Source organism: Erwinia tracheiphila (genome assembly GCF_021365465.1).
Taxonomy (GTDB): domain Bacteria; phylum Pseudomonadota; class Gammaproteobacteria; order Enterobacterales; family Enterobacteriaceae; genus Erwinia; species Erwinia tracheiphila.
The window spans coordinates 3,587,788-3,612,504 of sequence record NZ_CP089932.1 but is presented as its reverse complement, the minus strand read 5'-3'; the positions used below and the strand labels follow the sequence as shown (position 1 = coordinate 3,612,504).

General features: G+C 52.0%; 17 protein-coding genes and 4 pseudogenes. 16 read left to right on the top strand and 5 right to left on the bottom strand.

Going from position 1 to position 24,717, the window contains the following annotated elements:
• Window positions 1-14: 14 nt before the first annotated feature.
• Window positions 15-533 carry a flavodoxin FldB gene (gene fldB, locus LU633_RS18775; protein ID WP_016190245.1) on the bottom strand — a complete coding sequence of 173 codons (519 nt, stop codon included), beginning with the start codon at window positions 531-533 and terminating at the stop codon, window positions 15-17.
• Window positions 534-631: 98 nt separating this feature from the next.
• On the opposite strand from fldB, the gene xerD reads away from it, so the two are divergent.
• From xerD to LU633_RS18740, 7 genes and pseudogenes are all read left to right on the top strand, one after another.
• A complete protein-coding gene (gene xerD, locus LU633_RS18770) occupies window positions 632-1,525 on the top strand; it encodes a site-specific tyrosine recombinase XerD (protein WP_016190244.1) in 894 nt (297 codons plus the stop codon).
• 43 nt (window positions 1,526-1,568) lie between these two features.
• Window positions 1,569-2,273 carry a bifunctional protein-disulfide isomerase/oxidoreductase DsbC gene (gene dsbC / locus LU633_RS18765; RefSeq protein ID WP_016190243.1) on the top strand — a complete coding sequence of 235 codons (705 nt, stop codon included), beginning with the start codon at window positions 1,569-1,571 and terminating at the stop codon, window positions 2,271-2,273.
• 5 nt (window positions 2,274-2,278) lie between these two features.
• Window positions 2,279-3,997 carry a single-stranded-DNA-specific exonuclease RecJ gene (gene recJ / locus LU633_RS18760; RefSeq protein WP_016190242.1) on the top strand — a complete coding sequence of 573 codons (1,719 nt, stop codon included), beginning with the start codon at window positions 2,279-2,281 and terminating at the stop codon, window positions 3,995-3,997.
• A gap of 470 nt (window positions 3,998-4,467) precedes the next feature.
• Window positions 4,468-5,566, top strand: a protein-coding gene (gene prfB / locus LU633_RS18755; RefSeq protein ID WP_152664187.1) for a peptide chain release factor 2 whose coding sequence is annotated in 2 segments (ribosomal slippage) — window positions 4,468-4,542 and window positions 4,544-5,566 — 1,098 coding nt in all. Because the reading frame shifts where the segments join, the coding sequence is not laid out codon by codon here.
• Window positions 5,567-5,575: 9 nt separating this feature from the next.
• The gene (gene lysS / locus LU633_RS18750) at window positions 5,576-7,096 is read left to right on the top strand and encodes a lysine--tRNA ligase (RefSeq protein WP_016190240.1); all 1,521 of its coding nucleotides are present in this window, start codon (window positions 5,576-5,578) and stop codon (window positions 7,094-7,096) included.
• Between the two features lie 341 nt (window positions 7,097-7,437).
• A pseudogene (locus tag LU633_RS18745) lies at window positions 7,438-7,677 on the top strand (tlde1 domain-containing protein); the annotation flags it as partial.
• Window positions 7,605-8,111, top strand: a complete 507-nt coding sequence (locus LU633_RS18740) for a hypothetical protein (RefSeq protein WP_233485070.1) — start codon at window positions 7,605-7,607, stop codon at window positions 8,109-8,111. The pseudogene LU633_RS18745 and the gene LU633_RS18740, both read left to right, overlap by 73 nt.
• A gap of 707 nt (window positions 8,112-8,818) precedes the next feature.
• On the opposite strand, the pseudogene LU633_RS18735 reads toward LU633_RS18740, so the two are convergent.
• A pseudogene (locus LU633_RS18735) lies at window positions 8,819-9,983 on the bottom strand (IS3 family transposase).
• Window positions 9,984-10,487: 504 nt separating this feature from the next.
• On the opposite strand from LU633_RS18735, the gene LU633_RS18730 reads away from it, so the two are divergent.
• The 3 genes from LU633_RS18730 to LU633_RS25835 all read left to right on the top strand — a co-directional run bounded on the left by LU633_RS18730 (window position 10,488) and on the right by LU633_RS25835 (window position 12,135).
• On the top strand, window positions 10,488-11,216 hold the full coding sequence (locus LU633_RS18730; protein WP_232426817.1) for a hypothetical protein: 729 nt from the start codon (window positions 10,488-10,490) through the stop codon (window positions 11,214-11,216).
• Window positions 11,209-11,916, top strand: a complete 708-nt coding sequence (locus LU633_RS18725; protein ID WP_016190237.1) for an RES family NAD+ phosphorylase — start codon at window positions 11,209-11,211, stop codon at window positions 11,914-11,916. Before LU633_RS18730 ends, LU633_RS18725 begins: the two co-directional genes overlap by 8 nt.
• A 96-nt stretch (window positions 11,917-12,012) precedes the next feature.
• Complete coding sequence (locus LU633_RS25835) at window positions 12,013-12,135, top strand: hypothetical protein (protein ID WP_256371722.1); 123 nt, start codon at window positions 12,013-12,015, stop codon at window positions 12,133-12,135.
• Between the two features lie 76 nt (window positions 12,136-12,211).
• Here the strand turns inward: LU633_RS25835 and LU633_RS18720 are convergent, their stop codons facing one another.
• Window positions 12,212-12,835, bottom strand: a complete 624-nt coding sequence (locus LU633_RS18720) for a hypothetical protein (protein ID WP_040465321.1) — start codon at window positions 12,833-12,835, stop codon at window positions 12,212-12,214.
• A gap of 464 nt (window positions 12,836-13,299) precedes the next feature.
• Between LU633_RS18720 and LU633_RS18715 the strand changes: the two genes are divergently transcribed.
• Window positions 13,300-14,454 (top strand): MFS transporter, encoded by a 1,155-nt coding sequence (locus LU633_RS18715; RefSeq protein ID WP_016190235.1) that lies wholly within the window; start codon window positions 13,300-13,302, stop codon window positions 14,452-14,454.
• Here LU633_RS18715 and LU633_RS18710 read toward each other — a convergent pair.
• Window positions 14,451-15,371 (bottom strand): LysR family transcriptional regulator, encoded by a 921-nt coding sequence (locus LU633_RS18710; protein ID WP_016190234.1) that lies wholly within the window; start codon window positions 15,369-15,371, stop codon window positions 14,451-14,453. The two genes, LU633_RS18715 and LU633_RS18710, sit on opposite strands and share 4 nt — an antisense overlap.
• A 117-nt stretch (window positions 15,372-15,488) precedes the next feature.
• Between LU633_RS18710 and lysA the strand changes: the two genes are divergently transcribed.
• Complete coding sequence (gene lysA, locus LU633_RS18705) at window positions 15,489-16,748, top strand: diaminopimelate decarboxylase (RefSeq protein ID WP_016190233.1); 1,260 nt, start codon at window positions 15,489-15,491, stop codon at window positions 16,746-16,748.
• An 8-nt stretch (window positions 16,749-16,756) separates the two neighbouring features.
• Here lysA and galR read toward each other — a convergent pair whose 3' ends face one another.
• Complete coding sequence (gene galR, locus LU633_RS18700; protein WP_016190232.1) at window positions 16,757-17,758, bottom strand: HTH-type transcriptional regulator GalR; 1,002 nt, start codon at window positions 17,756-17,758, stop codon at window positions 16,757-16,759.
• 191 nt (window positions 17,759-17,949) lie between these two features.
• On the opposite strand from galR, the pseudogene LU633_RS18695 reads away from it, so the two are divergent.
• The 4 genes and pseudogenes from LU633_RS18695 to LU633_RS18680 form a co-directional block, all read left to right on the top strand.
• Window positions 17,950-20,170 (top strand): annotated as a pseudogene (locus LU633_RS18695) (molybdopterin-dependent oxidoreductase).
• 117 nt (window positions 20,171-20,287) lie between these two features.
• Window positions 20,288-21,610, top strand: coding sequence for an IS4 family transposase (locus LU633_RS18690; protein ID WP_046371795.1), 1,323 nt, complete (start codon window positions 20,288-20,290; stop codon window positions 21,608-21,610).
• Window positions 21,611-21,930: 320 nt separating this feature from the next.
• Window positions 21,931-23,655: a penicillin-binding transpeptidase domain-containing protein gene (locus tag LU633_RS18685; RefSeq protein ID WP_016190231.1), complete on the top strand. Its 1,725-nt coding sequence runs from the start codon at window positions 21,931-21,933 to the stop codon at window positions 23,653-23,655.
• 738 nt (window positions 23,656-24,393) lie between these two features.
• A pseudogene (locus LU633_RS18680) lies at window positions 24,394-24,709 on the top strand (biotin/lipoyl-binding protein); the annotation flags it as partial.
• Between the last annotated feature and the right edge of the window lie 8 nt (window positions 24,710-24,717).

The window sequence follows — 24,717 nt, the reverse complement described above, 5'->3', positions numbered from 1 at the left end:
AGCGGGGTTGGCCACTACAGTAAACCGGCCATCTCCGTCAGGATCTGTTCACACCATTGTGCAATGCGTTCGTCTGTCGCATCAAACTGGTTAACGTCGTCAAGGGCCAGGCCCACGAAATGGCTGCCCTCAGCCGTGAGCGGTTTTTTACTGGTGAACTGGTAACCCTCGTTTGGCCAGAAGCCTACAAACTTCACGGCCTGTGGTGCCAGAACCTTATACAGCATGCCAAGCGCATCCAGGAACCATTCGCTGTAATCCGCCTGATCGCCCAACCCATAGAGCGCAACGATCTTGCCGCTAAGGTTAAGCGTCGGCAGTTTATGCCAGATGGCCTCCCAGTCTTCCTGCAATTCACCGAAATCCCATGTAGGGATGCCGAGAATCAGCATGTCGTACTGTTCCATCAGTTCGGGCGCATTGTCTTTCAGGTTATGCAGGGTAACAAGATCTTCACCGATAAAATCGCGTATTTTCTCTGCTGCCATTTCGGTATAGCAGGTGCTGGAACCGTAAAAAAGACCAATATTCATCTCTTGTTAACTCAATGTTCGTGGTGCAATGGCGCGGATTATATCAGAATTGCAACACGGCAGCGTCGTTGCCAATGGCACAGAAATAAGGAGGCGATATGCAGGACCGCGATCTGCTTGAACAGTTTCTTGACGCCATCTGGGTGGAGCGGAATCTGGCGGAAAATACGCTGGCATCCTATCGACTGGACCTGCGTACGCTGCTGGACTGGCTGGCGCATCACAACAGGAATTTACTGCTGGTGGCGTCGGCTGAATTACAGGCATTTCTGGCTGAAAGGTTGGAGGGCGGTTATAAAGCGACCAGCTCTGCCCGACTGCTGAGTGCCATGCGTCGTTTATTCCAGTATTTGTACCGGGAAAAGCTGCGTGAAGACGATCCAACGGCAACGCTGGCCTCACCCAAACTGCCGCAGCGGTTGCCAAAGGATCTCAGCGAAGCACAAATTGAGCGTCTGTTACAGGCACCCTCGACGGAACAACCGCTTGAATTGCGTGACAAAGCCATGCTGGAATTATTGTATGCTACCGGCCTTCGCGTCACTGAGCTGGTCAGCCTGACTCTCAATAATCTCAGCCTGCGCCAGGGGGTTGTGCGGGTGATTGGCAAGGGCAATAAAGAGCGGCTTGTCCCGCTGGGTGAAGAGGCCGTGTACTGGCTTGAGCAGTTTATTGAGTATGGTCGTCCCTGGTTGCTGAATGGGCAGACGCTTGATGTTTTATTTCCCAGCAATCGGGCACAGCAAATGACGCGTCAAACTTTCTGGCATCGGATCAAACATTACGCCACACTGGCAGGGATTGACAGTGAGAAACTGTCCCCGCACGTACTGCGCCATGCCTTTGCCACGCATTTGCTGAACCATGGTGCGGATCTGCGTGTTGTACAGATGCTGCTGGGACACAGTGACCTGTCTACTACGCAGATTTACACGTACGTCGCGACCGAGCGGCTGCGCCAGCTACATCAACTCCATCATCCTCGCGCCTGACGCGAAGATAAACAGCCCGATAATGAGGCTTAAAGGATATGAAATGAAAAAGCGTCACCTTTTACTTTCCTTGCTGATCACCGCCGTAACTGGCTTTGCCCACGCCGATGATGCAGCAATCCGCCACTCGCTGACAAAGCTTGGCCTGCAGCAGATTGATATACAGCACTCCACCTTGCCAGGCATGAAAACCGTGCTGACAGAAAGCGGTGTGTTGTACATCACCGAAGACGGTAAACAATTTATCCAGGGTCCGCTGTACGACGTAAGTGCAGGGGGGCAGCCGGTCAACGTCACTAACACCCTGCTGCAGAAAAAAGTTGATGCGCTTCGCGATGAGATGATCGTTTACAAAGCGCCGAAAGAAGAACATGTCATCACGGTATTTACCGATATCACCTGCGGCTATTGCCACAAGCTGCATTCGCAAATGGCCGATTACAATGCGTTAGGTGTTACCGTGCGCTACCTTGCCTTCCCTCGTGAAGGAATGAAAGGGCAGGTTGCCAAAAATATGAAATCTATCTGGTGCGTGGCGGACCGAAAAAAAGCCTTTGATGCAGCAATGAAGGGTGAAACCGTGTCACCTGCAGACTGCAGCATCGATCTTGCCAAACAATATCAGCTTGGGGTGCTTTACGGAATTCAGGGTACACCTGCCATTCTTCTGCAAAACGGTATGGTAATTCCGGGTTATCAGGGACCGCAGGAAATGAAGCAGATGCTTGACAGTCAGAAAGGTAGCTAACTGAAGTGAAAGGTAAAACTGAACTCCGGCGCCGTGAGGCGGCGGAAACGTGTTTACTGTCTGACGATCTCCATCCCCTGCTTCGACGCCTTTATCACTTTCGCGGCGTGCAGCAGAAAGAAGAACTGGACCGTGGGGTCAGGAACCTTCACGGATTCCACACCCTTGACGGTATTCAGCGCGCGGCTGACATTCTTCATCAGGCAATCGTTAATCACAGCTGTATTATGATTGTGGGTGATTTCGATGCTGACGGCGCAACCAGCACCGCCCTGACGGTGCTGGCGCTACGCAGTATGGGCGGCCGCCACGTCAGTTACCTGGTACCTAACCGTTTTGAGGATGGCTATGGTCTTAGCCCGGAAGTGGTGGAACAGGCCGCCGCCCGCGGCGCGCAGCTAATTGTTACCGTGGATAACGGTATCTCATCCCATGCGGGCGTCAGTCTGGCGCATGAAAAAGGCATTGCCGTGGTGATAACCGATCATCACCTGCCGGGAGAAACGCTGCCGGATGCAGATGCAATCGTTAATCCCAATCTGGAGGGCTGCGCTTTTCCCTCTCGTTCACTGGCGGGCGTGGGCGTGGCGTTTTATCTGATGCTGGCCCTGCGTGCAACGCTGCGTGACAGCGGTGTAGACGCGCTGCCTAACCTGGCAGAACTTCTTGATCTGGTCGCACTCGGTACGGTTGCAGACGTGGTGCCGCTGGATATGAACAACCGCATTCTGGTCTGGCAGGGGCTTAATCGCATTCGGGCGGGTAAATGTCGCGTGGGGATCAGGGCGCTGCTTGAGGTGGCTAACCGTGATGCTCGCCAGCTGGCTGCTAACGATCTGGGTTTTGCACTCGGGCCGCGACTGAACGCGGCTGGGCGACTTGATGATATGTCCGTTGGCGTGGCGCTGCTACTCAGCGAGGATCAGGCACAGGCACGTATGCTGGCGGCAGAGCTGGATTCGCTGAATCAGACCCGAAAGGAGATTGAGCAGGGGATGCAGGTGGATGCGCTGGCATTCTGCGAACGTCTTGAGCAAAGCAGTGAGGCACTGCCGCCTGGTATCGCCATGTATCACCCGGAGTGGCATCAGGGGGTGGTGGGGATTCTGGCATCGCGACTGAAAGAGCGCTTTCACCGACCGGTTATTGCCTTTGCCCCGGTGGGTGGCGGTACCCTGAAAGGTTCGGGGCGTTCAATTGTTGGTTTTCACATGCGGGATGCGCTGGAACGTCTGGACACGCTGCATCCGGGGCTGATCCTTAAGTTTGGTGGTCATGCTATGGCGGCGGGCTTATCCCTGGATGCATCAAATTTTGAGGTGTTTCGCCAGCATTTTTCAGATCTGGTGGGGGAATGGCTGGATGTGGCATCGTTACAGGGTGTGATCTGGTCGGACGGTGAGCTGCTGCCTCAGGAGTTGACCCTGCCGATGGCAGAATTACTGCGTGACGCAGGCCCGTGGGGACAGGCTTTCCCGGAACCGCAGTTTGACGGTAAGTTCATGCTTATTCAGCAGCGGCTGGTGGGGGAGCGCCATCTGAAGGTGATGGTTGAACCGCTGGGCGGTGGGCCATTGCTTGATGGCATCGCCTTTAATGTCGACACCACGCGCTGGCCTGATCCGAGCGTCAAACAGGTTGAAATGGCCTACAAGCTTGATATTAATGAGTTTCGTGGCAATCGTAATCTTCAGTTAATCATCGATCACCTCTGGCCATTGTGAGAGACCATTTAGCGATAACCGCACCATTAAGTGCGGTTATGCATCATTCAACGAATGTCGCGTTGTTGCGGCGTTATTCATTCGATTGCCATTACTGTTCGACGACATATTTTTTATAGCGTGAATACGTTTAGCGTATTCTGACGAGGCTGCTCTTTTCGACATTATTGGTCATGTCGATTTTAAAATTAATTAACGACGCAGATGCAACGCTATTCAACTATTTCTTTTTGCTATTCAGCGTGGGCATCATTTTTTTAGAAAAAACGTTTATTCTCCTGACTGGGTGATATATCGCCGTGCGAGTTAATCATCTGAAAAGCGGATCCAGCACATCATCATGTTTTGCTTGTCTCTGATGCAGGCGTCACCCCGTTATCTTCAATCAAATCGCGCTTTTCAATGCTACAAACCCTGCCTGAATTCGGTTAAACTGCGCCATTACATGACAGACTGTTGAAGACCAAATTATGTTTGAAATTAATCCTGTAAAAAACCGAATTCAGGATCTCTCTGAGCGCAGCGGCGTTCTCAGGGGGTATCTTTGACTATGATGCAAAGAAAGAGCGCTTAGAAGAAGTAAATGCCGAGCTGGAACAGTCGGACGTATGGAACCAGCCTGAACGTGCACAGGCGCTGGGTAAAGAGCGCTCCTCACTGGAAGTGATTGTCGCCACGCTTGACCAGATGAGCCAGGGCCTGGAAGATGTTTCCGGTTTGCTGGATTTGGCGGTTGAAGCAGAAGACGAAGACACCTTTAATGAAGCGGTTACAGAACTGGACGGGCTGGAAAAGAAGCTCGCTGAACTGGAATTCCGCCGCATGTTCTCCGGCCAGTACGACAGCGCCGACTGCTACATTGATATTCAGGCTGGTTCCGGTGGGACTGAGGCGCAGGACTGGGCCAGCATGCTGGTGCGTATGTACCTGCGCTGGGCCGAAGCGAAAGGCTTCAAAACGGAAATTATTGAAGAATCCGAAGGCGATGTCGCCGGAACCAAATCTGCCACCCTGCGCATCATCGGTGACTACGCCTATGGCTGGCTGCGGACGGAGACCGGTGTTCATCGCCTGGTGCGTAAAAGTCCGTTTGACTCCGGTGGCCGCCGTCATACTTCATTCAGTTCTGCCTTTATTTATCCCGAAGTGGATGACGATATTGATATTGAGATCAATCCGGCCGATCTGCGGATTGATGTGTACCGTGCTTCCGGCGCGGGCGGTCAGCACGTAAACCGGACCGAATCGGCGGTGCGTATTACTCACATTCCCACCAATACGGTGACGCAGTGTCAGAACGATCGCTCTCAGCATAAAAACAAAGACCAGGCGATGAAGCAGATGAAGGCGAAGCTGTATGAGCTGGAAATGCAAAAGAAAAATGCTGAGAAGCAGGCGATGGAAGATAACAAATCCGATATTGGCTGGGGGAGCCAAATCCGGTCTTACGTCTTGGACGACTCCCGCATTAAAGATCTGCGTACCGGCGTGGAAACCCGCAACACGCAGGCGGTGCTGGATGGCGATTTGGACCGATTTATTGAAGCAAGCCTGAAAGCAGGGCTATAAGGAACTGACATGTCTGAACTACAACCGCAGAGTGCTGACGCCCCACTGGATTTAAATAATGAACTGAAAACGCGTCGCGAAAAACTCAGTGTGCTGCGTGAAAATGGCGTGCCATTTCCAAATGATTTTCGCCGCAATGCCGTTTCCGGGCAGCTTCATGCCGCATACGATGAAAAGGACAACGACGTGCTGGAATCGCTTGGCGTTGAGGTAAGCGTTGCCGGGCGTATGATGACCCGTCGCGTCATGGGAAAAGCGTCCTTTGTTACCTTACAGGATGTGGGTGGCCGCATTCAGCTGTATGTTTCCCGCGACGATCTGGCGGAAGGTATTTACAACGAGCAGTTCAAAAAATGGGATCTTGGAGATATCGTCGGCGCGCGCGGCAGGCTGTTTAAAACCAAAACCGGCGAGCTGTCTATTCATTGTCATGAACTACGTTTGCTGACAAAAGCCCTGCGTCCGCTGCCGGACAAATTTCACGGTCTGGCTGACCAGGAAACCCGCTATCGTCAGCGTTACCTCGATCTGATCGCTAACGAAGAATCCCGCAACACCTTTAAAGCGCGTTCGAAGATCATGGCTGGCATTCGCAGCTTTATGGTTGGTCGCGACTTTATGGAAGTGGAAACCCCGATGATGCAGGTGATCCCCGGCGGCGCGGCGGCGCGTCCGTTTATCACGCATCATAATGCGCTGGACATCGATATGTATCTGCGTATTGCCCCGGAACTCTATCTCAAGCGTCTGGTCGTGGGTGGTTTTGACCGGGTGTTTGAAATTAACCGTAATTTCCGCAACGAAGGGATTTCACCGCGTCATAATCCAGAGTTCACCATGATGGAACTCTATATGGCTTACGCAGACTATAATGATCTGATAGAATTAACCGAAAGCCTTTTCCGCACGCTGGCTCAGGACGTTTTGGGTAGCACCGTGGTGCCCTATGGCGAGTGGGAATTCGATTTTGGTCAGCCGTTTGCAAAGCTGACGATGAAAGAAGCGATTCAGAAATATCGTCCTGAGACTAACCTTGCCGATCTTGATGACGTTGATAAAGCCTCTGCCATTGCACAGTCGCTTGGGATCAAAATAGAGAAAAGCTGGGGGCTGGGTCGCCTGGTGACGGAGATTTTTGAAGAGACGGCAGAAAGTCATCTGGTCCAGCCAACCTTTATTACCGAATATCCCGCTGAAGTGTCCCCGCTGGCACGTCGTAATGACCTCAACCCGGAGATCACTGATCGCTTTGAGTTCTTTATTGGCGGCCGTGAAATTGGTAACGGTTTCTCTGAACTTAACGATGCTCAGGATCAGGCTGAACGCTTCCTCCAGCAGGTTAATGCCAAAGAGGCGGGCGATGACGAAGCGATGTTTTATGATGAAGACTACGTTGTTGCGTTGGAGCATGGGATGCCGCCGACCGCAGGTCTGGGCATTGGCATTGACAGAATGGTGATGTTGTTTACCAACAGCCATACTATTCGCGATGTGATTCTGTTTCCGGCCTTACGTCCGGGCAGTAAATAATCCGATTTGTGCTGAATATCAGGGGTGAATATTTTAGCCCCTTTTTTCTGGTATTTCGGCAGGCGTAGCGGAAATATTATTTCCACGGTTTCAAAAAATAAGCACAATACTATTATTGTGACTGGCTTTTCATTTCTTCTTTGTTTTTCTTGTTGTTAATGACAGGTCGCATTATATAATCAGCAGGGAATAATAAATGGACAGGGAGAAAAGGAATGCCGTGGGAATATTATGTCAGAAAAGCGGAATTTTATCTGAATGGCTAGTTCAGGTTTACGGACAATTATGCGGGCGCACGCGGTTTTTATAATGATCCTGATTTTGAATGCGAAAAAAATAAAGGGCCGCTTCCGCGCGGTCGTTACCGAATAGAACCTTCTCGCGATTCCGACCGAACCGGGCGTTATACGCTGCCATTGACGCCAAACAGTGCAAACAATATGTGCAACCGCGTTGCTTTTGCCATTCATGGAGACAGCATTCGTGATCCAGGCGGGGCGTCGCAGGGATGCATTATTTTGAAATTAAAATTTCGGGAAGCATTATGGGACAGTGGAGACAGGGAGCTTATTGTAAAATGATAAAAGCGATAGTGTTTTCAGTCATGCTTCTGCCCGCGCTTTCTCCCGCCATGACCCATCCCTGTGTGGTCATCGGGCGCTCTGTTGATATGTCGCTTGTTAATGCCATGCGAAATGATATGGGGATAGGGATGAAGGAGCTTGATATGGACAGGACCACCCTGGAACTTTTAGGCCAGTATCCGCTGGATGCCACATTCTCAGGCTGGCTGGCAGATAAAGGTCCAACAGAATTTGTTAAAAGAAAAGATCTTTTAGCGATATATACTCAGGATAATCCGGTTAACCTTATCGTTAAACACACTTATTTTAATCATAAAAATCATAAAAATCATAAAAATCATAAAAACATCTTTATTGGATCCCATATCGTCAACGATGATGAGTGCTCGGTGAAATTCACAGGGTATATTGTCGTAAAGCGTGAATTCTGATTTCTTAAATAATTAATGGCACCCGTAAATATTATCCTGACCGGGCTCAGCCTGCACAAACGTGGTCAGATACGGTCTCTTAGGATTGATTATGGTTATTTTTCAATTTCACTCGGGTTTACTGAAGTCTGTGCAACAGAAGATAGGGTGATATAACCTGGTCAGTAATTTGACGCAAAAAACATGCTGGGTTTGCCTTTCAGATGCATCTGTGTAGCTGTGCCGGTATCGCCGCACAGCGCCTGCAATACGGATACTTTCCGGCATGGACAGAATACAATGCAAGCCACAGATTGGCTTTTCTGCGAACTCAGTTGCGGTCGAGTTGCAAAGTGTAACGTCGTTGTCACAGCTGATTTCGTAACAACGGGTAAGCAGTTTTAAGTTTTATACAAACTGACCATCAGAAATGGCTGTTTCAGCTACGCTTTCTTAACCTGTCATCATGGTGTGGCAGGCGCAGCGGCGGGCTGTACGGTCTGTCATCATATCGCCAGTAAGAAACAAAAAAACTGAAAGTCAGCAGCAGTAAATGGGGTTTCTGTACCTTGCGTCATAAATACTCTGCACTGAACTCCAGGTGCCGTTTCGGGTACCTGTTACAGACACAGGATGTATCCGTGCTATCTACCGCGCTTATCCAGCCGCTGTGACGGGGGGCCTGATGGCCTCAGTTCAACAATCCCGGCCAACATTTACTGTAGTGGTCAACTAATTTTGGCCACACGACCTGACTGTTCGTGGAACAGCCGCTCTGATTCATTTGGCGTTAAGCCGCCGTTATTCCAGTGAGGCCTGAGAGCACTGTAGTACCCCGTGATATATCGGATTATCGATAACCGTGCTTCCCCTAAGCTTTCGTAGCCCGTCGTTGGTACCCATTCACTCTTCAGTCTACGGAAGAACCGCTCCATCGGACTGTTATCCCGGCAGTTTCCCCGGCGACTCATGCTCTGTGTGCTCCGGTAGCCCCACAGCATCTGTCGGTACTGACGACTGGTATAATGACTCCCCTGAACACTGTGGAACATCACGCCTGATGGCCGCCCCCGTAGCTCCCATGCCATCTGAAGTGCTTTTATAGTGAGGTCTGAGTCTGGTGAGTACGACAGCGCCCAGCCCACCGGTTTACGGGCAAACAGAGCCAGCACCACGGCCAGATAAGCCCACCGTTTGCCCGTCCAGATGTAGGTCACATCACCGCACCAGACCTGATTCGGTTCTGTCACTGCAAACTGCCGGGCAAGAAGATTCGGGATTTCAACATGCTCATTGCCCCCACGTTTGTATTTATGCCCCGGTATCTGACAACTGGTGATACCCAGCTCTTTCATCAGTCGACCAGCCAGCCATCGACCGAGTTGTACGCCCTTTGTCGTGACCATCGTGGCGATACTTCTGGCACAGGCGGAACCCCCACTGGCGTTCCAGACCTCGCTGACCAGACGGCGTTTAACGGCACGGTCAGCATCAGGCTCAGTACTGTTTTTACGTGTGTAGCGATAACTGCTGCGGTGAACACCGAACAGTCGGCACAATGAGGCAACCGGGTAATGCGCCCTCAGACTGTCGATTATCGAGAACTGTTGAGGGAGTCCGACATCAAGAGCGCTGTAGCCTTTTTTAGGATTTCGTTTTCCATTTCAAGGCGCTGTATACGTTTTCTCATTTCCCTGAGTTCAGTTTGCTCAGGAGTGACAGGCAGCCCCGATGTTTTTTTCCCTGACGCTGCAGACGTAACGATTTTACCCACCGGTTGATGGCAGAAAGACTGACATTCATCGCCTTAGCAGCTTCACCGTGTGTGTAGTGCTGGTCGAGGCCCCGCATTGCCGCTTCAAGTTTAAATTCAGCAGTAAATACCTTGCTCATTGGTTCACCTGTGAAATTTTGAGGTGAGCATATCACCTCAACTCAGGTGGACAAATTCAGTGTGCCACTACAAACAGAAACAGACACAGACACTAACGGTACACATCGCCCTTGCTGCTATCTCAATAGCGACAGGCTGATTGCCCGAACGCCTGCTTAAAGACGACGCTTCAGATCGTTGTGCTACTGATTTCCACAGGCTACTGAATGAAGTTAAAACACACCGTTGGTTACATCAGTCTGTTAACTAAACTACCCAGAAAAAATCCTGTGAGATTTTATTCAAACAAAAACAATTCACTTCATATTTCTTCAACTGAAACATCTTAAAATTTAGTAAAACTCTCATCGGCGGATGTTCAAACGCAGCGCGTTATAAGGCTGTAATTCGCGGGCAGGCCATTGCTCCAGTGCAGCTGGTGGACTGATTGTTAAGACGCTGGATGTACAGACGGTGCGTGTGGCAGAGAAATAAAAGAGAGAAGAATGTTCTGGAAGGTTATCATGGATATGATATTGTTTAATCATGTTGATAATCTTTATGAGAGCGCATTTATGAATGTCCAGAAAGAGCACCATGGCGTTTCCACACTGGTTGGAACCCCTAAAGAAGTAAGAGTCCGTCTCAACCAGTCCCGTGCGGAGCAAGTGCTGGTTGTCACTTTCGAGCACCAGAATCATCATGGAACAAAGGCTCTGATTGAAAACCTGTCAAATATGGCGTCCTCCATGTTCGGGGTATTTCAACAGCAGCATCAAAGCCGTGTAACGCTCGAACGCCTGGCGGAGGCGTTGGTGCCACCTGTACCAACATCACCACACATTATCAAAGAAGTGGCGATGTTGGTTAAAGCCCGCAAGGGCGTGCTGGAAAGTGGTGACTGGCTGACTGCTGCGGAAATAACAGAGCTGGCACAGTTAAGCACCGCCAACCCGAGTGCGCAGCCGAATAAATGGAAGAAGGCTGGCCGCATTTTTGCCATCCACCATAATGGTGTCGATTACTTCCCGGCCTATGGACTGAACAAGGATGAGGGCTTCCGGCCACTGAAATCAATGGCTCATGTGATTGAGGTATTTAACGATTATAAGGACGGTTGGGGGATGGCATTTTGGTTTTTGTCGGCCAACAGCTTTCTGGGCGGGGAACGGCCACAGGACATGCTGGCTACGCAGCCTGAACGCGTGATTGAGGCGGCCAGGGATGAAATTCATGGAGTAGAGCATGACTAAAGGCCCCACGAAGGCAAAAGCGGTGCCGAAGCAACATGAGTATGATGAGATCAGAAATACGTCACAGCCTCATTCTGGCCTCCTGAATATAACACCGTACTTGTTAAAGAAAGGCACCGTATTGCATCGTGTACATCAGGAGCAGTATGCCGCCGATCAGTTTAATCCTGGCCTGCGTGGCAACGCGCGATTCAGCCCTATACAGAATGCGGAAGGTGAGCCTGTCCCGACTATATACACAGGGGTAACCAAAGACTGTGCCATGATGGAAACGGTCTTCCATGATGTCTCGTTTGCGCCCGGCGTTAAAACGTATGATAAAAGTAAGCTGAAGGGACAAGTACACTCCACACTTGAAGTCGTCGAGGATCTGGAATTACTGGATCTGACCAATGTGTCGTTGCGTAAGCTGGGTATGAGTCGCAAAGCGTTAATCGACACCGAAAAGGGTCAGTATCCGATCACGCGCAAATGGGCTGAAAAGCTTTATCAGCAAAGTCCGGCGGCGCAGGGGCTGAGATGGGTATCGAGGCAGGATGACACTGCATTTGCGATGATGCTCTTTGGTGACAGGATTAAACCGGGATCGTTATGCCAAACCGATGAATCACTCAGCCTGGTTCACCATCCCGCAACTTATGACGATGTACTCGATCTGGCTGGCAGGCTTGATGTCCTTATTGTGCCGGGCAGGGACTGACAGGAAGAGCAGAATGAAAGTTTCTTTTATTGCTGAATTAAAAGCATATTTTCATGACTTCCTGCGTACCAGAGTCTGAAGAAGAAAGAGGGTGGTATGTTACAACGCAATAAATTGCGGCAGCAGGCGGTGACGACAAAAGGCAAGTTAACGCTGTCTTTTGCCAGTGAAGCCCGCAATCTTGAATTTCCGAAAGGCGACGGCCAGTTTTTTAGTTGACCACTACAGACAGGTTTTGGCAGGTCGGTGCCATTATTCTCAGTGCCACCATCCCTTCAGGAAGCGGCATGCCTCGTCAAGATTTGATCGCGCTATCCAGCCATTCTCTAAAGCTGGCATAAGGGATATACAGCGATGTGTCTTTGTATAAGGTTTTTCCGGTTTTCATGTCATTAATTCGCGAAGAATACCCGACAATCACGCCAGCGATTGCATCGTCTGAAGCATTGTATACTGCCCCGCCGGACATCCCCTGAACCACCCCCGCATCTGAGGCTACCACCACGCATCCCAGCTTATTCCAGTCATTTTTCAGGCCGGTATTCACCAGATTGGTGCCACTTGAGGCAACCGGCATGGCGGAGATAAAGCTGTAGCCGTACATATTGATTTTGTCGCCAATGCGGCCGTTACGAAAATGGGGTACCGTGATGTTGGGATTATGATGATAGATCACGGCAAGGTCACACAGCGGATGCCGGGATTTAACCCGGTACAGCGAGAATTTTGCCACATGGGCCGCCGTCAGGCTGTATTCCGACGTTAACGGAATAGTGGTACCCAATGTGCCTGCACCAAGGATCGTAGGGATGCCGGTAACGGTCATATCAACCCGTTTTTCCGCTTCTTTGCTGTACTCATAATGCCCAACTGAGCATCCCATCAACATGAGAGAAAATAGGGTCACTGTGCATCGCATTTTTAGTCCTCGGCAAAGAATAGATCAAGCATGTCACATGAAACGCCCGGTAATCCATCATCGAGGTATCGGCTAATGCTAAAAAAAATTTAATAATTAAACGTTAACACAAAGACGGTGATATTCCGCCTTAATTGACATTTTTTTGTATTTTTCAGAATAAACATAAGAATGTTCTGAGTGGTAAGGGTAAGTAGAATTTATAAATGACCGTATGGAAGTAAAAGGTGGCAGAACGATTTTGCGGTATATCACTCTGCATTAAGGCCTGTTAAATCCGTTCAGGATAAAACAGATCTTTATCAGAAAGGGCTGTGCTTCATTAACACGCTGTATGGCATCAACAAGCTGTGTTTAAATAATATTTGTGATTTGGATCAAAATTAATCACCATTCACGCTCAGTTCAATTTTTAACTGTCCGTTACCGTTGACACGTTAACCCACAGAATATCTCGAGAAAACATGCCCGTTTCCTTACTGGCACTGGCTTTAAGCGCTTTTGCTATTGGTACCACGGAGTTTGTCATCATGGGGCAGCTGCCGGAAGTGGCTGTCGACCTCAGGGTATCAATTCCTTCTGCTGGCTGGTTAATCAGTGGCTATGCGCTGGGCGTGGCCATTGGTGCGCCCATCATGGCCTTATTAACGGCGAAGTTGCCCCGAAAAAGCACGCTGATATTGCTGATGGCGATTTTTATCGTGGACAATGTCCTCTGTGCGCTGGCCGCAGATTATCACCTGCTGATGCTGGCCCGAATCATTACCGCCCTGTGCCACGGCGCTTTTTTTGGCATTGGGTCGGTGGTGGTGGCCAGCCTGGTCGAACCAGGCAAACAGGCCTCCGCCGTTGCGTTAATGTTTACAGGGCTGACGTTGGCTAACGTATTGGGTGTGCCGCTGGGGACGTGGTTTGGTCAGATATTTGGCTGGCACGCCACTTTCTGGGGCGTGGCGGTTATTGGCCTGTTTGCCTTTATGTCGTTAATACTTAGTTTGCCCGCCAACCGCGATGAAAAACCGGTGCACTTGGCAAGTGAGATCGGTGCACTGGCTAATGGGAAATTATGGCTGTTACTGCTTATGACTGTCTGTTTCGCCTCTGCCCTGTTCAGCTATATTGCACCGCTGTTGTTGCAGGTCACCGGTATTAGCAATCATGGCGTCAGCTGGACACTTTTTCTGATTGGCGCGGACCTCACCGCAGGGAATATGCTCGGTGGACGGCTGCCTGACTGGAAAGTTTCCTTCAGTCTGATACTGAGTTTTTCGCTGATTGCCCTGTTCTCGCTGGTGTTCAGCTGGGCCAGCCAGGTGCTGTTACTGGCGGAAATCACCCTGCTGTTGTGGGCGATGGCGACCTTTGCCATCGTGCCAGGATTACAAATCAATGTGGTTCGTCATGGCAAAGATGAGACTAACCTGGTGTCAACGCTGAACATTTCGGCGTTCAATGTCGGAAATGCCTTCGGTGCCCGGGCAGGTGGTGCGACGATTGCTAAAGGCTATGGATTGACGGTGGTGCCGATGGTGGCCGCAGGGCTGGCACTGGTTGGTTTATTGGTGTGCCTGTTTACTTTCCGTCGTTCCGGTGGTCGGCCTCAGGCTGTCCGCGCTTAATCAAGCAGACTGTCCAGCCGTTGGTTAAACAGGCTGATATGCTGTTGCAGATGGCGGCAGAAAGCCTCTGTCAACGTGCAGGAGGGCCGGTGGCGCGGCCTGATCAGACTCACCGTAAAAGGAATGTCAGCGCTAAAGCGTCTGATTGCCACCCCGCTGGCGGCGTAATCTACCGCCGTCAGCGGATTGACCACGGAAATACCCACTCCGGCTCTGACCATCGAACAGACTGACGCTGCACTGTGGGTTTCCATGACCATCCTACGGACAACGCCTTGCTCGTTGAACAGCTGGTCCAGAAGCTGTCGGTAGCTGTCTGTGCGCGACAGACTGACATAATTCTGGTGGCTGAAATCCTGGGGTGTCAGACAGGTTTTTTCTGCCAGTGGATGCGCCTCGGGCAGCACGCAGACTTCCATTCCGGTAAAGAGTTCGGTGCGTGTCGTCCCCGCCGGTGTCTGAGTGGTTTCCGTCAATCCCAGATCGTAGCGCTGTGCCGACAGCCATTCTTCAAGCAGCGGAGACTCCAGGGCAATAATATTCAGGCTGACGTCAGGATAACGCTGTAAAAAAGTGGGGCAAAGCAGCGGTAGCAGCGACTGGGCAAAAACGGGCAGGCAGGCCACGGACAGTTCTCCCTGGCGAAATTCGCGCAGGCTTTCGGCTGTGCTGATAATGCGGTCCAGTCCGTACCAGGAGCGCTGAACCTCTTCAAACAGCCGTAATCCTTCCGTGGTGGGTTGCAGACGGCCACGAACGCGGTCAAACAGCTTCAGCCCACTGATTTTTTCTAACCTTGCCAGCTCACGACTGACGGTCGGCTGCGAGGTGTGCAACAAACGCGCCGCTTCGGTGAGATTGCCTGTGGTAACCACCGCATGAAAGATTTCAATATGCCGCAGGGTGATGCTGGTCATTCATTCGTTTCCAAAAAGAAAAAACCATATCATGGATGAATAGACTGCCATAAAACAGATATTTTTCATCCCGATGCCTTTATGGCGTAATATCGTTTCACTTTCAGGAGAAATGCTATGCCACGTCTGCTCGATAACACTGATACTGCTCTACATCGCGATAACCTTCTGCCGCTGGTGCAGCAAATGGGTGGCCCCGTTTGGGTTTATGATGCCGACATCATGCGTGCGCGTATCGCCCAGCTACAGCAGTTTGACGTGGTGCGTTTTGCGCAAAAAGCCTGCTCGAATACGCACATTTTGCGGCTGATGAAAGCCAGCGGTGTGAAAGTGGATTCGGTGTCCGTCGGTGAAATTGAGCGTGCGCTGGCTGCCGGATTCGAACCGGGCGGCGATGACATTGTGTTTACTGCTGACGTCCTGGACGCACCTACACTGGTGCGGGTGGCTGAACTCAGCATCCCCGTCAACGCCGGGTCCGTTGATATGCTCGATCAGCTTGGCGAGGTCTCTCCAGGCCATCCGATCTGGCTGCGTGTTAACCCAGGTTTTGGTCATGGTCACAGTCAGAAAACCAATACCGGTGGCAAAAACAGTAAACATGGCATCTGGCCGCAGGATTTGCCTCTGGCGCTGGCCGCCATACAGCGTCACCAGCTCAGGCTTATCGGCATTCATATGCACATTGGCTCCGGGGTTGATTATGGTCACCTGGAGCTGGTGTGTGATGCGATGGTTAATCAGGTGGTCAGCTTCGATCAGGATCTGCATGCCATTTCGGCGGGCGGCGGTTTGTCCATTCCGTATCGTCCGGATGAAGAGGCGATTAACACTGGGCATTACTTTACCCTGTGGGATACGGCGCGTAAGCGTATTGAGCAGCATCTCGGGCATCCGGTGAAATTGGAAATTGAACCCGGTCGTTTTCTGGTGGCGGAATCTGGCGTGCTGATCTCTCAGGTTCGCGCAGTAAAGCAGATGGGCAGCCGTCACTTTGTGCTGGTTGACGCCGGTTTTAACGACCTGATGCGCCCGGCGATGTACGGCAGCTACCACCATATTTCTGCGATGGCCGGAGACGGGCGTGATCTGAACGCGCAGCACACCGTAGAAAGCGTGGTGGCGGGACCGCTGTGTGAGTCAGGCGATGTGTTTACTCAGCTGGAAGGCGGCATCGTCGAAACGCGCACGCTGCCGTCGGTTAAGGTGGGCGATTACCTGGTGTTTCATGATACGGGCGCCTATGGTGCCTCCATGTCCTCAAACTACAACAGCCGTCCGCTGCTACCGGAAGTGTTGTTTGATACGGGCCTGCCCAGGACGATTCGCCGCCCCCAGACCATGCAGGACCTGCTGGCGCTGGAACAGGGGCTATAATCTCGCTTTCAGCCCGGTGGGGCCACCGAATGGCGGCGGACCAGCGTCGGGATGAAAAGATTCGTTACCTCCGGCCTCGGCTGATTGTCGGCTAAAGCCAGCGCCAGTAAAGCGGCCTGTTGCGCCATGGTGACAATCGGGTAGCGCACGGTGGTCAGGCGAGGTCTTACATAGCGTGAAACCAGCACGTCATCAAAACCAATCAGCGACATCTCTTCCGGCACCCGGACGCCATTATCATTTAGCACTGCCAGCGCACCGGCTGCCATCGAATCGTTGTAGCAGGCCACGGCACTGAACGGTTTACCCCGGCCCAGCAGCTCGGTCATCGCCTGCTCACCGCCTACTTCATCCGGTTCGCCATAGGCGACCAAACGATCGTTGCAGGGCTGCTGATGTTCACACAGGGCATGGTAATAGCCTTGCAGGCGTTCTTCGGCGTCTGAAATTGGATGATTGGAGCAGATAAAGGCAATGTTTTGATGGCCCTGTTGAATCAGATGGCGGGTGGCCAGCCAGGCACCATAGTGATCGTCCAGCGCCACACAGCGCTGCTCGTAACCGGGTAACGACCGGTTTATCAGCACCATTCCGGGAATTTGTGCCATGAGCGAAAGTAGTTGTTCGTCGGGAATTTTTTTTGCGTGGACCACCAGCGCATCGCAGCGATGGCGAATCAATTGCTCAATGGCCTGATGCTCTTTCTGCTCAGTGTGATAACCGTTGCCAATCAGTAAAAAGTGACCGGTTTCATAGGCAACCTGTTCCACCGCTTTCACCAGTGCGCCAAAAAAGGGATCGGAAACGTCACCCACTACCAGTCCCATGGTTTCCGTGGACTGCTGCGCCAGCGCACGGGCGTTGGCGTTAGGATGGTATTGCAACTCTTCCATTGCGGTTTGTACGGCCTGCCGCGAGATGTCACTGACTTTCGGTGAGTGATTAATGACGCGGGAAACCGTTGCGACAGAAACGCCAGCCAACCTGGCAACATCCTTAATCGTGGTCATAAATCGTAAGCCTTCCTGGGTAAACGTTTACAGACGCTCAGTGTTGCGGAATTTTCCAGCTACTTCAAGCACACAGAATATCCGCTATGTCGCAAAGAGGGACAAAACCTGACTGCCCGGAGGGTGCATACACGACAAAAAAATGCCATTTTGCCGAAGAAAGTACGCCGATTAGCCTGCCGGACCGCCTGATGATCATTAAAAAAGTACCGTACCTTGCTCACCGGGGAGCCTTCACCGCCGTTGTTGAAGATGGGAAATTGCTGCGCTGCGAGCCATTTTTTGCCGACCAGGAGCCTTTTCCCATGCTTAATTATCATTCCTGAGCTGGTTTATTCCGACAAGCGAATACGCCAGCCGATGGTGCGGCGCTCGTGGTTAACATCCCGTGAAAAAAGTGACCGTACCCTGCGCGGCCGCGAAGATCTTGTGGCGGAAGAGAATCGCAGGGTGCGTGACCGCTACGGAGCCGACTGCATCTTTTCAGTGATCCTCTGGGGCCGGATTAATCATGCCCGCACGCTTATCCGGCGTTTTTATTCTACCGATGGCGGTATCGATCAGCCTGGTAACTACAGCTTGGGGGCGGCCCAGTTTTTCCTGCCTTACGTTATCGGGACCTGTATGCCGCTGACGAGGCGCATCACCGACTGGCCGCAGGGGGTTGCACACTGCGAAATTTTTGTGACCTTTGGCGGACTGGCGTTAAAAAACAGTCAGGTGGCATCCGGTGGCGCGGGGCAGCGCAGCCTGAAACCGGCACTGCTGGAGCCGGCGGCGAAAGGTACTCCGGTTCAATATCAGCCCGATGCGCGATGACTGCCCGGCATTTATTAATGCTGAATGGATACCCATCCGGCCCGGCACCGATGTTGCGCTGATGCTGGCACCCGGCTATGAAGTCTGGCGTAGCGGGGCGGCGGATAAGGCGTTTCTGAATTCGCACTGCGTAGACTATCCACGGCTGCGCGGCTATCTGCTGAGGGAAAGCGACAGCATCCCTAAAACGCCAGAATGGGCCAGCGAGATAACTGGTATTCCCGCATCGCGTATTACTGCTCTGAGGCGGCAGCTGACGGGCAGGCACCGCTTTATTAGCTGCTCTTATTCGGTTCAGCGTGCGCACTGGGGTGAGCAGCCGTACTGGATGATGATTGCTCTGTCGTCAATGCCTGGTCAGTCGGTACTATCGGGCGCGGGATTCTCGTTTGGTCATGGTTCAATGAACAGTGTTGGCAATCCGCGCATTGAAGATCCTGCGCTATTAATGTCCACCGGGGTTAATCCTGTCGCTGACCGCGCAATTCCGGTTGCCCGCATTAGTGACATGCTGTTACACCCTGACGAGCCATACCGTTGCCAGGGGCAAACGCACACCTATCCTGACATACATTTGATCCACTGGGTGGGTAGTAATCCCTTCTATCATCACCAGCAGCTTAACTATCTGGTGGAAGGATGGCGGCGACCTGACACGGTAATCGTCCCGGATATCGTCTGGACAGCGGCCACGCCGATGGGCGATATCGTGCTGTCGGTGACCATCACGCGTGAGCGTAATGACATTGGTGGCTCGTCGCGCGACCGTTTTGTGCTGGCGATGCATCAGGCCATCAAACCACAGCATCAGGTGCGTAACGATTTTGACATTTTTGCCGATCTGGCAGAACGGCTGGGCTACTGCGAAACCTTTACCGAGGGCTGTAACGAAGCACAGTGGATTGCCTTTCTTTATCAGCAGGTTGTGCAGGCACACCGGGAAAAGGGGATAGACTGGCCTGATTTTGATACCTTCTGGTCAGAAGGATTTGTCGAGGTACCGCCCGGCGGCAAGCATTTATTTTTATGGAAGAATTCCGTCATGGCCCGGTAGCGAATCCAGTCAAAACTGCCAGCGGAAAAATCGAACTGTTCAGTCAAACCATCGCGGATTACCAGCTTGATGACTTTACGCCACACCCGGAATGCCAGCCGCCCAGGGCGTGGCTGGGTGCAGAAATTGCCCATCGATTTCCGCTACATATGATCTCGATTCAGCCAGGCGACAGTCTGCACAACCAGATGGACGCGACGTCAACGGTACAGGCAAACAAAACGTCGGGCCATGAAACCTTGTGGATGTACCCGGATGATGCTGCCTCACGCGATATTGTCGACGAAGAGGTAATAAACGTCAGTAACGATTGCGGACGGATGCTGGCGGGTGGGCGGTTAACCAACGGCGTCAGCCGCGGCGTGGTGTTGATTAGCACCAGAGTCTGGTTCGATACCGGCTTCGGTAAGGCCTGGCTGCTTTATGACTGGGCTGGCAATCCCCACACCCTGGCGCTGGATATCGGCACCTCGTCGCTGACACAGGGCCCCAACGCCATGAGTTGCTTGGTGGAGATCAAACGCGCCGGGTACGTTTAATCTCGCTAGCAGCAAAATTGGCGGCCTTCGTGCTAATGCCGATCATTTAAGGATCGGTTGACCGATCCGGTTTATGCGGTAAAAAGGGTTCTATGTTCATCATGGAACCCTTTTTAAATGGAACTTTCCCAGGCCCTCGGCATCATCAATGCCGCCACTCCTGAGCGCGCCCGTAGTCTCGCCGACCTTATTCCTCCCGAGCTTATTCAGCAGGCGCTCACCCTGACCGATACCGTTACTTTGCGTAAACGTAAACTTTCCCTCGAATCCATGATTTGGCTTGTCGTTGGGATGTCCATTTTTTGCGATCGTCCGATGACCGAAATCGTCAATCTGATGGATATTACTGACCGGACCGGAGCTCCTTTTACCGCACGCAGCGCTGTCATTCAGCGCCGTAAGACTCTGGGTGAAAATGCAGTGCGGGAGCTTTTTGATATCACACAGCAGCACTGGAATCAGCAGGCTGCACATCCAAAATGGCACGGTCTGAATCTGTTTGCTGTCGACGGCGTGGTCTGGCGTACCGCCGATACGCCGGAAAACAGAGCCGTCTTCAGTAAACACAGCAGCCAGTACGGCGAAGGCGGCTATCCTCAGGTGCGAATGGTTTGTCTGATGGAGCTGAGCAGCCATCTGATCGCCGCCAGTGCATTCGACAGTGAAAAAGTCAGTGAAATGCGGCTGGCTGAGCACCTGACGGAGAAAACCCCGAATAACAGTATCACCCTGTTCGATAAGGGATTTTATTCGATGGGTCTGCTTCATCACTGGCAGACAGCAGGAGAACACCGTCACTGGTTGTTGCCGTTGAAAAAACACGTACAGTATCAGGTGGTTCGCCGTTTGGGGCGTGGAGATGAACTGATATGCCTGAAAACCAGTCCACGAGCCAGGAAGCAATGGCCAGGGGTCCCGGAAGAAATGGTGGCAAGACTGCTGACCCGCAGGGTAGACGGTAAAGAGAGGCAGGTGCTGACGTCACTGACAGACCCGAATCGCTATCCGGGTAAAGATATCAGCGAGCTATATCGCCACCGCTGGGAAATAGAACTGGGCTACCGGGAAGCAAAGCAGGGTATGCTGGACAGCCGGTGGACATTACGCAGTCGCCTGCCGGAGCTGGTGAGACAGGAGCTATGGGGGGTACTGCTGGCTTATAACCTGGTGCGATATCAGATGGTGCAGATGGCGTTCCATCTGAAAGGAGATTACCTGCCTTACCAGCTGAGCTTCAGTGGAGCGATAAGCGAAATAATCCGGATGCTGATAACCCTGCCCTGGGCTTCGCCGGGAAAAATGCCGGGAGAACTGAGAACCCTGTATGAACAGGCGAAATGGCTTGTGTTACCGGGTAGAAGAGAGCGAAGTTACCCGAGAGAGTTGAGGGTAAAGAGCAGGAAATATCCGGATAAAAAGGTTGCTGGTCACCTTAAGTGACCAGCATTAGCCTTCGTGCCGCCGTTTTTATTCAGCAGCCATTCGGAAAGCATATAAAACCGCAAAGTACGCTTATAATCTTTTTCGTATCCTGACAGGCCAACAGCGAACAGACTACATACTCTGTTTCACCGCGCTGCACAGGTTTTTTGTTCCTCTGCTGAGAATGGGCTAATAAGATTAATTTTAATTAAAAATTCTTTCAGCACGGCCAGCCTTGGTGGGGGCAATCACAGGCTGAAACACAGTTTCCCTGTTTTCCTGGCGGCATTTTTTATATAACCCACCGTTAGTTACCCTCATCCGCTATGAAAGAACCCATGCCCCGCTTAAAGAAATTACTGGCAAAAGACCAGGCAAAAACGCCTTTCCATCCTGTTCGCTTTCGTCTGATCTGTCTTGGCGTGTTCAGTTGCCTGGTTTTGCTGTTGGTCCGGGTTGCCGACCTGCAGCTGATAAATCACCCGATGCTGGAAAAGGAGGCGGACCAACGCTCCCTGCGTACGGTGACGCTGCCGACCAATCGCGGTACGTTGTTGGATCGTAACGGTGAGACACTGGCATTGAGTGTTCCGTCGCGGGATATCATTGCCGATCCAGAGCGGGTGCTGGAGGCGCATCCCGATTTCACCAGTGCAAAATGGCAGTATCTGGCCAATGTCCTGGAGCAGCGCCCTGAAGATATTGCGCGACAAATCAATGCCAATCCCTCACGCCGCTTTCTCTATCTCGGACATAAAATTGAGCTGGGCATCGCCAGGGACATTGCAAAGCTGCATCTGGCGGGGATTACCACCGTGTATGATGACAGCCGTTTTTATCCGATGAGTGAAGCGACTGCGCCGCTGATTGGCATTGTTGGCGCGGATAACAACGGCCTGACCGGGCTGGAAAAGGGGTTCGACAAGGTGTTGCAGGGTACGCCGGGCGTGGAGAAATATCGCCAGGATGCCAACGGCAATATTGTATCAATGATCAATTATGAACCGCCGCGTCAGCCGCCAACCGTCCAGCTGAGTATTGATAAGTTTGATCAATACACTCTCTACACCCGGTTGCGCGACGGTGTATTGCTTAACAAAGCGGATTCCGGTGCCGCCGTGCTGATAAAAATTGATACCGGCGAAATTTTAGGCATGGCGTCCTATCCCTCATTTAACCCTAATAATTTTGGCGATGTGTCTCCGGCGCAAATGCGTAACGCGGCCATTAACGACAGTTACGAACCGGGATCGACGGTTAAGCCGCTGGTGGTCATGGAAGGATTGATCCGCAAGCTGGTACGTCCTGATTCGTTGCTGGATACCACGCCATATCGCGTTAATGGTCATTTAATCCGCGACGTGGGCCACTGGCCGCGCCTGACCATGACCGGCATTCTGCAAAAATCCAGCGATATCGGCGTGTCGCACATTGCGTTGGCGATGCCTGCCGAGGTATTGGTCAATACCTATCGTTCATTTGGCCTGGGCAAGCCGACAGGGCTGGGGCTGACCGGTGAAAGCGTCGGTTATTTCCCTCTGCACCGTGAGCGCTGGGCCGATATTGAACGTGCCACCTTTTCGTTTGGCTATGGTTTGCGGGTAACGCCCCTGCAAATTGCGCACGAATACGCAACCCTTGGCTCCTTCGGCATCTATCGACCGCTGTCAATCACCAAAGTCACGCCCCCGGTAATAGGCACGCGGGTCGCTGATGAGGACACCGTTCGTTTAGTGGTACACATGATGGAAAGTGATGCGCTGCCAGGCGGTAGTGGCGTGCGTGCCGCCGTGCCGGGCTATCGTCTGGCGATCAAAACCGGCACCGCAGAGAAAATGGGCAGCAGCGGAAAATATGACGGCGGCTATATTAACTACACTGCAGGTGTGGCCCCGGCCAGTGATCCTCAGGTGGCGCTGGTTATCATGATTAACCACCCAACGGCGGGTGACCACTTTGGTGGTTCGGTAGCCGCGCCGGTATTTGGCAACATCATTGGTCCGGTGCTCAAACATATGAATATCGCGCCCGATGCGATTTACAGTACGCACGACGGTATTTGAGTTACGCCCTGCAAAGGTCGGTAAACAAAGCGGCAAATGTTTTACAGCTGGTAGCATTTTCGCTAACTCCGTTGCGTTTTGCCGCTGGCAAGCCAGGAGTGCAGCTGCGAGCATAACCGTCCCAGAGATATTGATTGGTGGTAAAGTAATCTGCTCCCGGCAGATTTACAGCCTTTTGATTGCACCAACCCACGCGCGTGCGTGGGTTTTTTTTGTCTGTTTCCCTGAGTTTTTATGCTGTTCTTCTAAATGGCCGCGTGGAACAATTATCCCCTTTCGGCCAGGCCTTGCAGGATAAGTCGTTGGGGGCTTTCTCTGTCAGGTTACGCTGCAAGAGGCATGGGACGTGTTGCCCTTACGCAAGGTGCCATATGTCAGAAATGGCAGTGGTGGCGGGATCAGCGGTGCCTGCTGCTGTGCCAGCCACTTGCCTTAATCCCATTCATTGAACGACGCGCCTAATGTATCGAATGCCGTTAAGATGTTAAGATATTGATTAGGGATTCTTACGTTCAGGGGGTGGAAACTAATCATCCTCTGCAATCATAAGGAAATCAGGCCGGTGTTTTACTGGTCTGGTTTTATTCCGGGCGGTAGCGAAATGTTGCCCTGAATTTTTGTTCTTACCTGATCAGCAGATTCCTATGATCCCAACATCTGGAAAAGCTTCTTCCTCTCTGCGTAAAAAATCCTGTTACTTGTTCTGATTGTTGTGGACATCCTGCAGGCAGTCCACCGCTGGGAGGGCCAGTTGGGCAGCATGCCATGGTGTTTGATGGGCCGACGCCGGTGTATGCGGTCGTGGTCACCACGGCAGATGTGCCGGTTTACCTACTGCGCTGGGTACGGTTGTCCCCAGTGCCACGGTGGCCGTCACCAGTCGTGTGGATGGTCGCTAATGAAGGTTTACTTCACCGAAGGGCAGAAGGTGAAAAAAGGGCAGCGGCTGGCGCAAATTGATCCGCGCAGCTACCAGGCAACCCTTGACCAGTACCAGGGCAGCCTGAATCAAAATCAGGCGTTGTTGAAAAGCGCCGGGCAGACGCTGGCCCGCTAAACGAT

Excerpts from the sequence above, each read along its gene's own strand:
- fldB (WP_016190245.1), bottom strand. The coding sequence starts at position 533 with ATGAATATTGGTCTTTTTTACGGTTCCAGCACCTGCTATACCGAAATG.
- xerD (WP_016190244.1), top strand. The coding sequence starts at position 632 with ATGCAGGACCGCGATCTGCTTGAACAGTTTCTTGACGCCATCTGGGTG.
- dsbC (WP_016190243.1), top strand. The coding sequence starts at position 1,569 with ATGAAAAAGCGTCACCTTTTACTTTCCTTGCTGATCACCGCCGTAACT.
- lysS (WP_016190240.1), top strand. The coding sequence starts at position 5,576 with ATGTCTGAACTACAACCGCAGAGTGCTGACGCCCCACTGGATTTAAAT.
- LU633_RS18740 (WP_233485070.1), top strand. The coding sequence starts at position 7,605 with ATGCATTATTTTGAAATTAAAATTTCGGGAAGCATTATGGGACAGTGG.
- LU633_RS18730 (WP_232426817.1), top strand. The coding sequence starts at position 10,488 with ATGGATATGATATTGTTTAATCATGTTGATAATCTTTATGAGAGCGCA.
- LU633_RS18725 (WP_016190237.1), top strand. The coding sequence starts at position 11,209 with ATGACTAAAGGCCCCACGAAGGCAAAAGCGGTGCCGAAGCAACATGAG.
- LU633_RS25835 (WP_256371722.1), top strand. The coding sequence starts at position 12,013 with ATGTTACAACGCAATAAATTGCGGCAGCAGGCGGTGACGACAAAAGGC.
- LU633_RS18720 (WP_040465321.1), bottom strand. The coding sequence starts at position 12,835 with ATGCGATGCACAGTGACCCTATTTTCTCTCATGTTGATGGGATGCTCA.
- LU633_RS18715 (WP_016190235.1), top strand. The coding sequence starts at position 13,300 with ATGCCCGTTTCCTTACTGGCACTGGCTTTAAGCGCTTTTGCTATTGGT.
- LU633_RS18710 (WP_016190234.1), bottom strand. The coding sequence starts at position 15,371 with ATGACCAGCATCACCCTGCGGCATATTGAAATCTTTCATGCGGTGGTT.
- lysA (WP_016190233.1), top strand. The coding sequence starts at position 15,489 with ATGCCACGTCTGCTCGATAACACTGATACTGCTCTACATCGCGATAAC.
- galR (WP_016190232.1), bottom strand. The coding sequence starts at position 17,758 with ATGACCACGATTAAGGATGTTGCCAGGTTGGCTGGCGTTTCTGTCGCA.
- LU633_RS18690 (WP_046371795.1), top strand. The coding sequence starts at position 20,288 with ATGGAACTTTCCCAGGCCCTCGGCATCATCAATGCCGCCACTCCTGAG.
- LU633_RS18685 (WP_016190231.1), top strand. The coding sequence starts at position 21,931 with ATGCCCCGCTTAAAGAAATTACTGGCAAAAGACCAGGCAAAAACGCCT.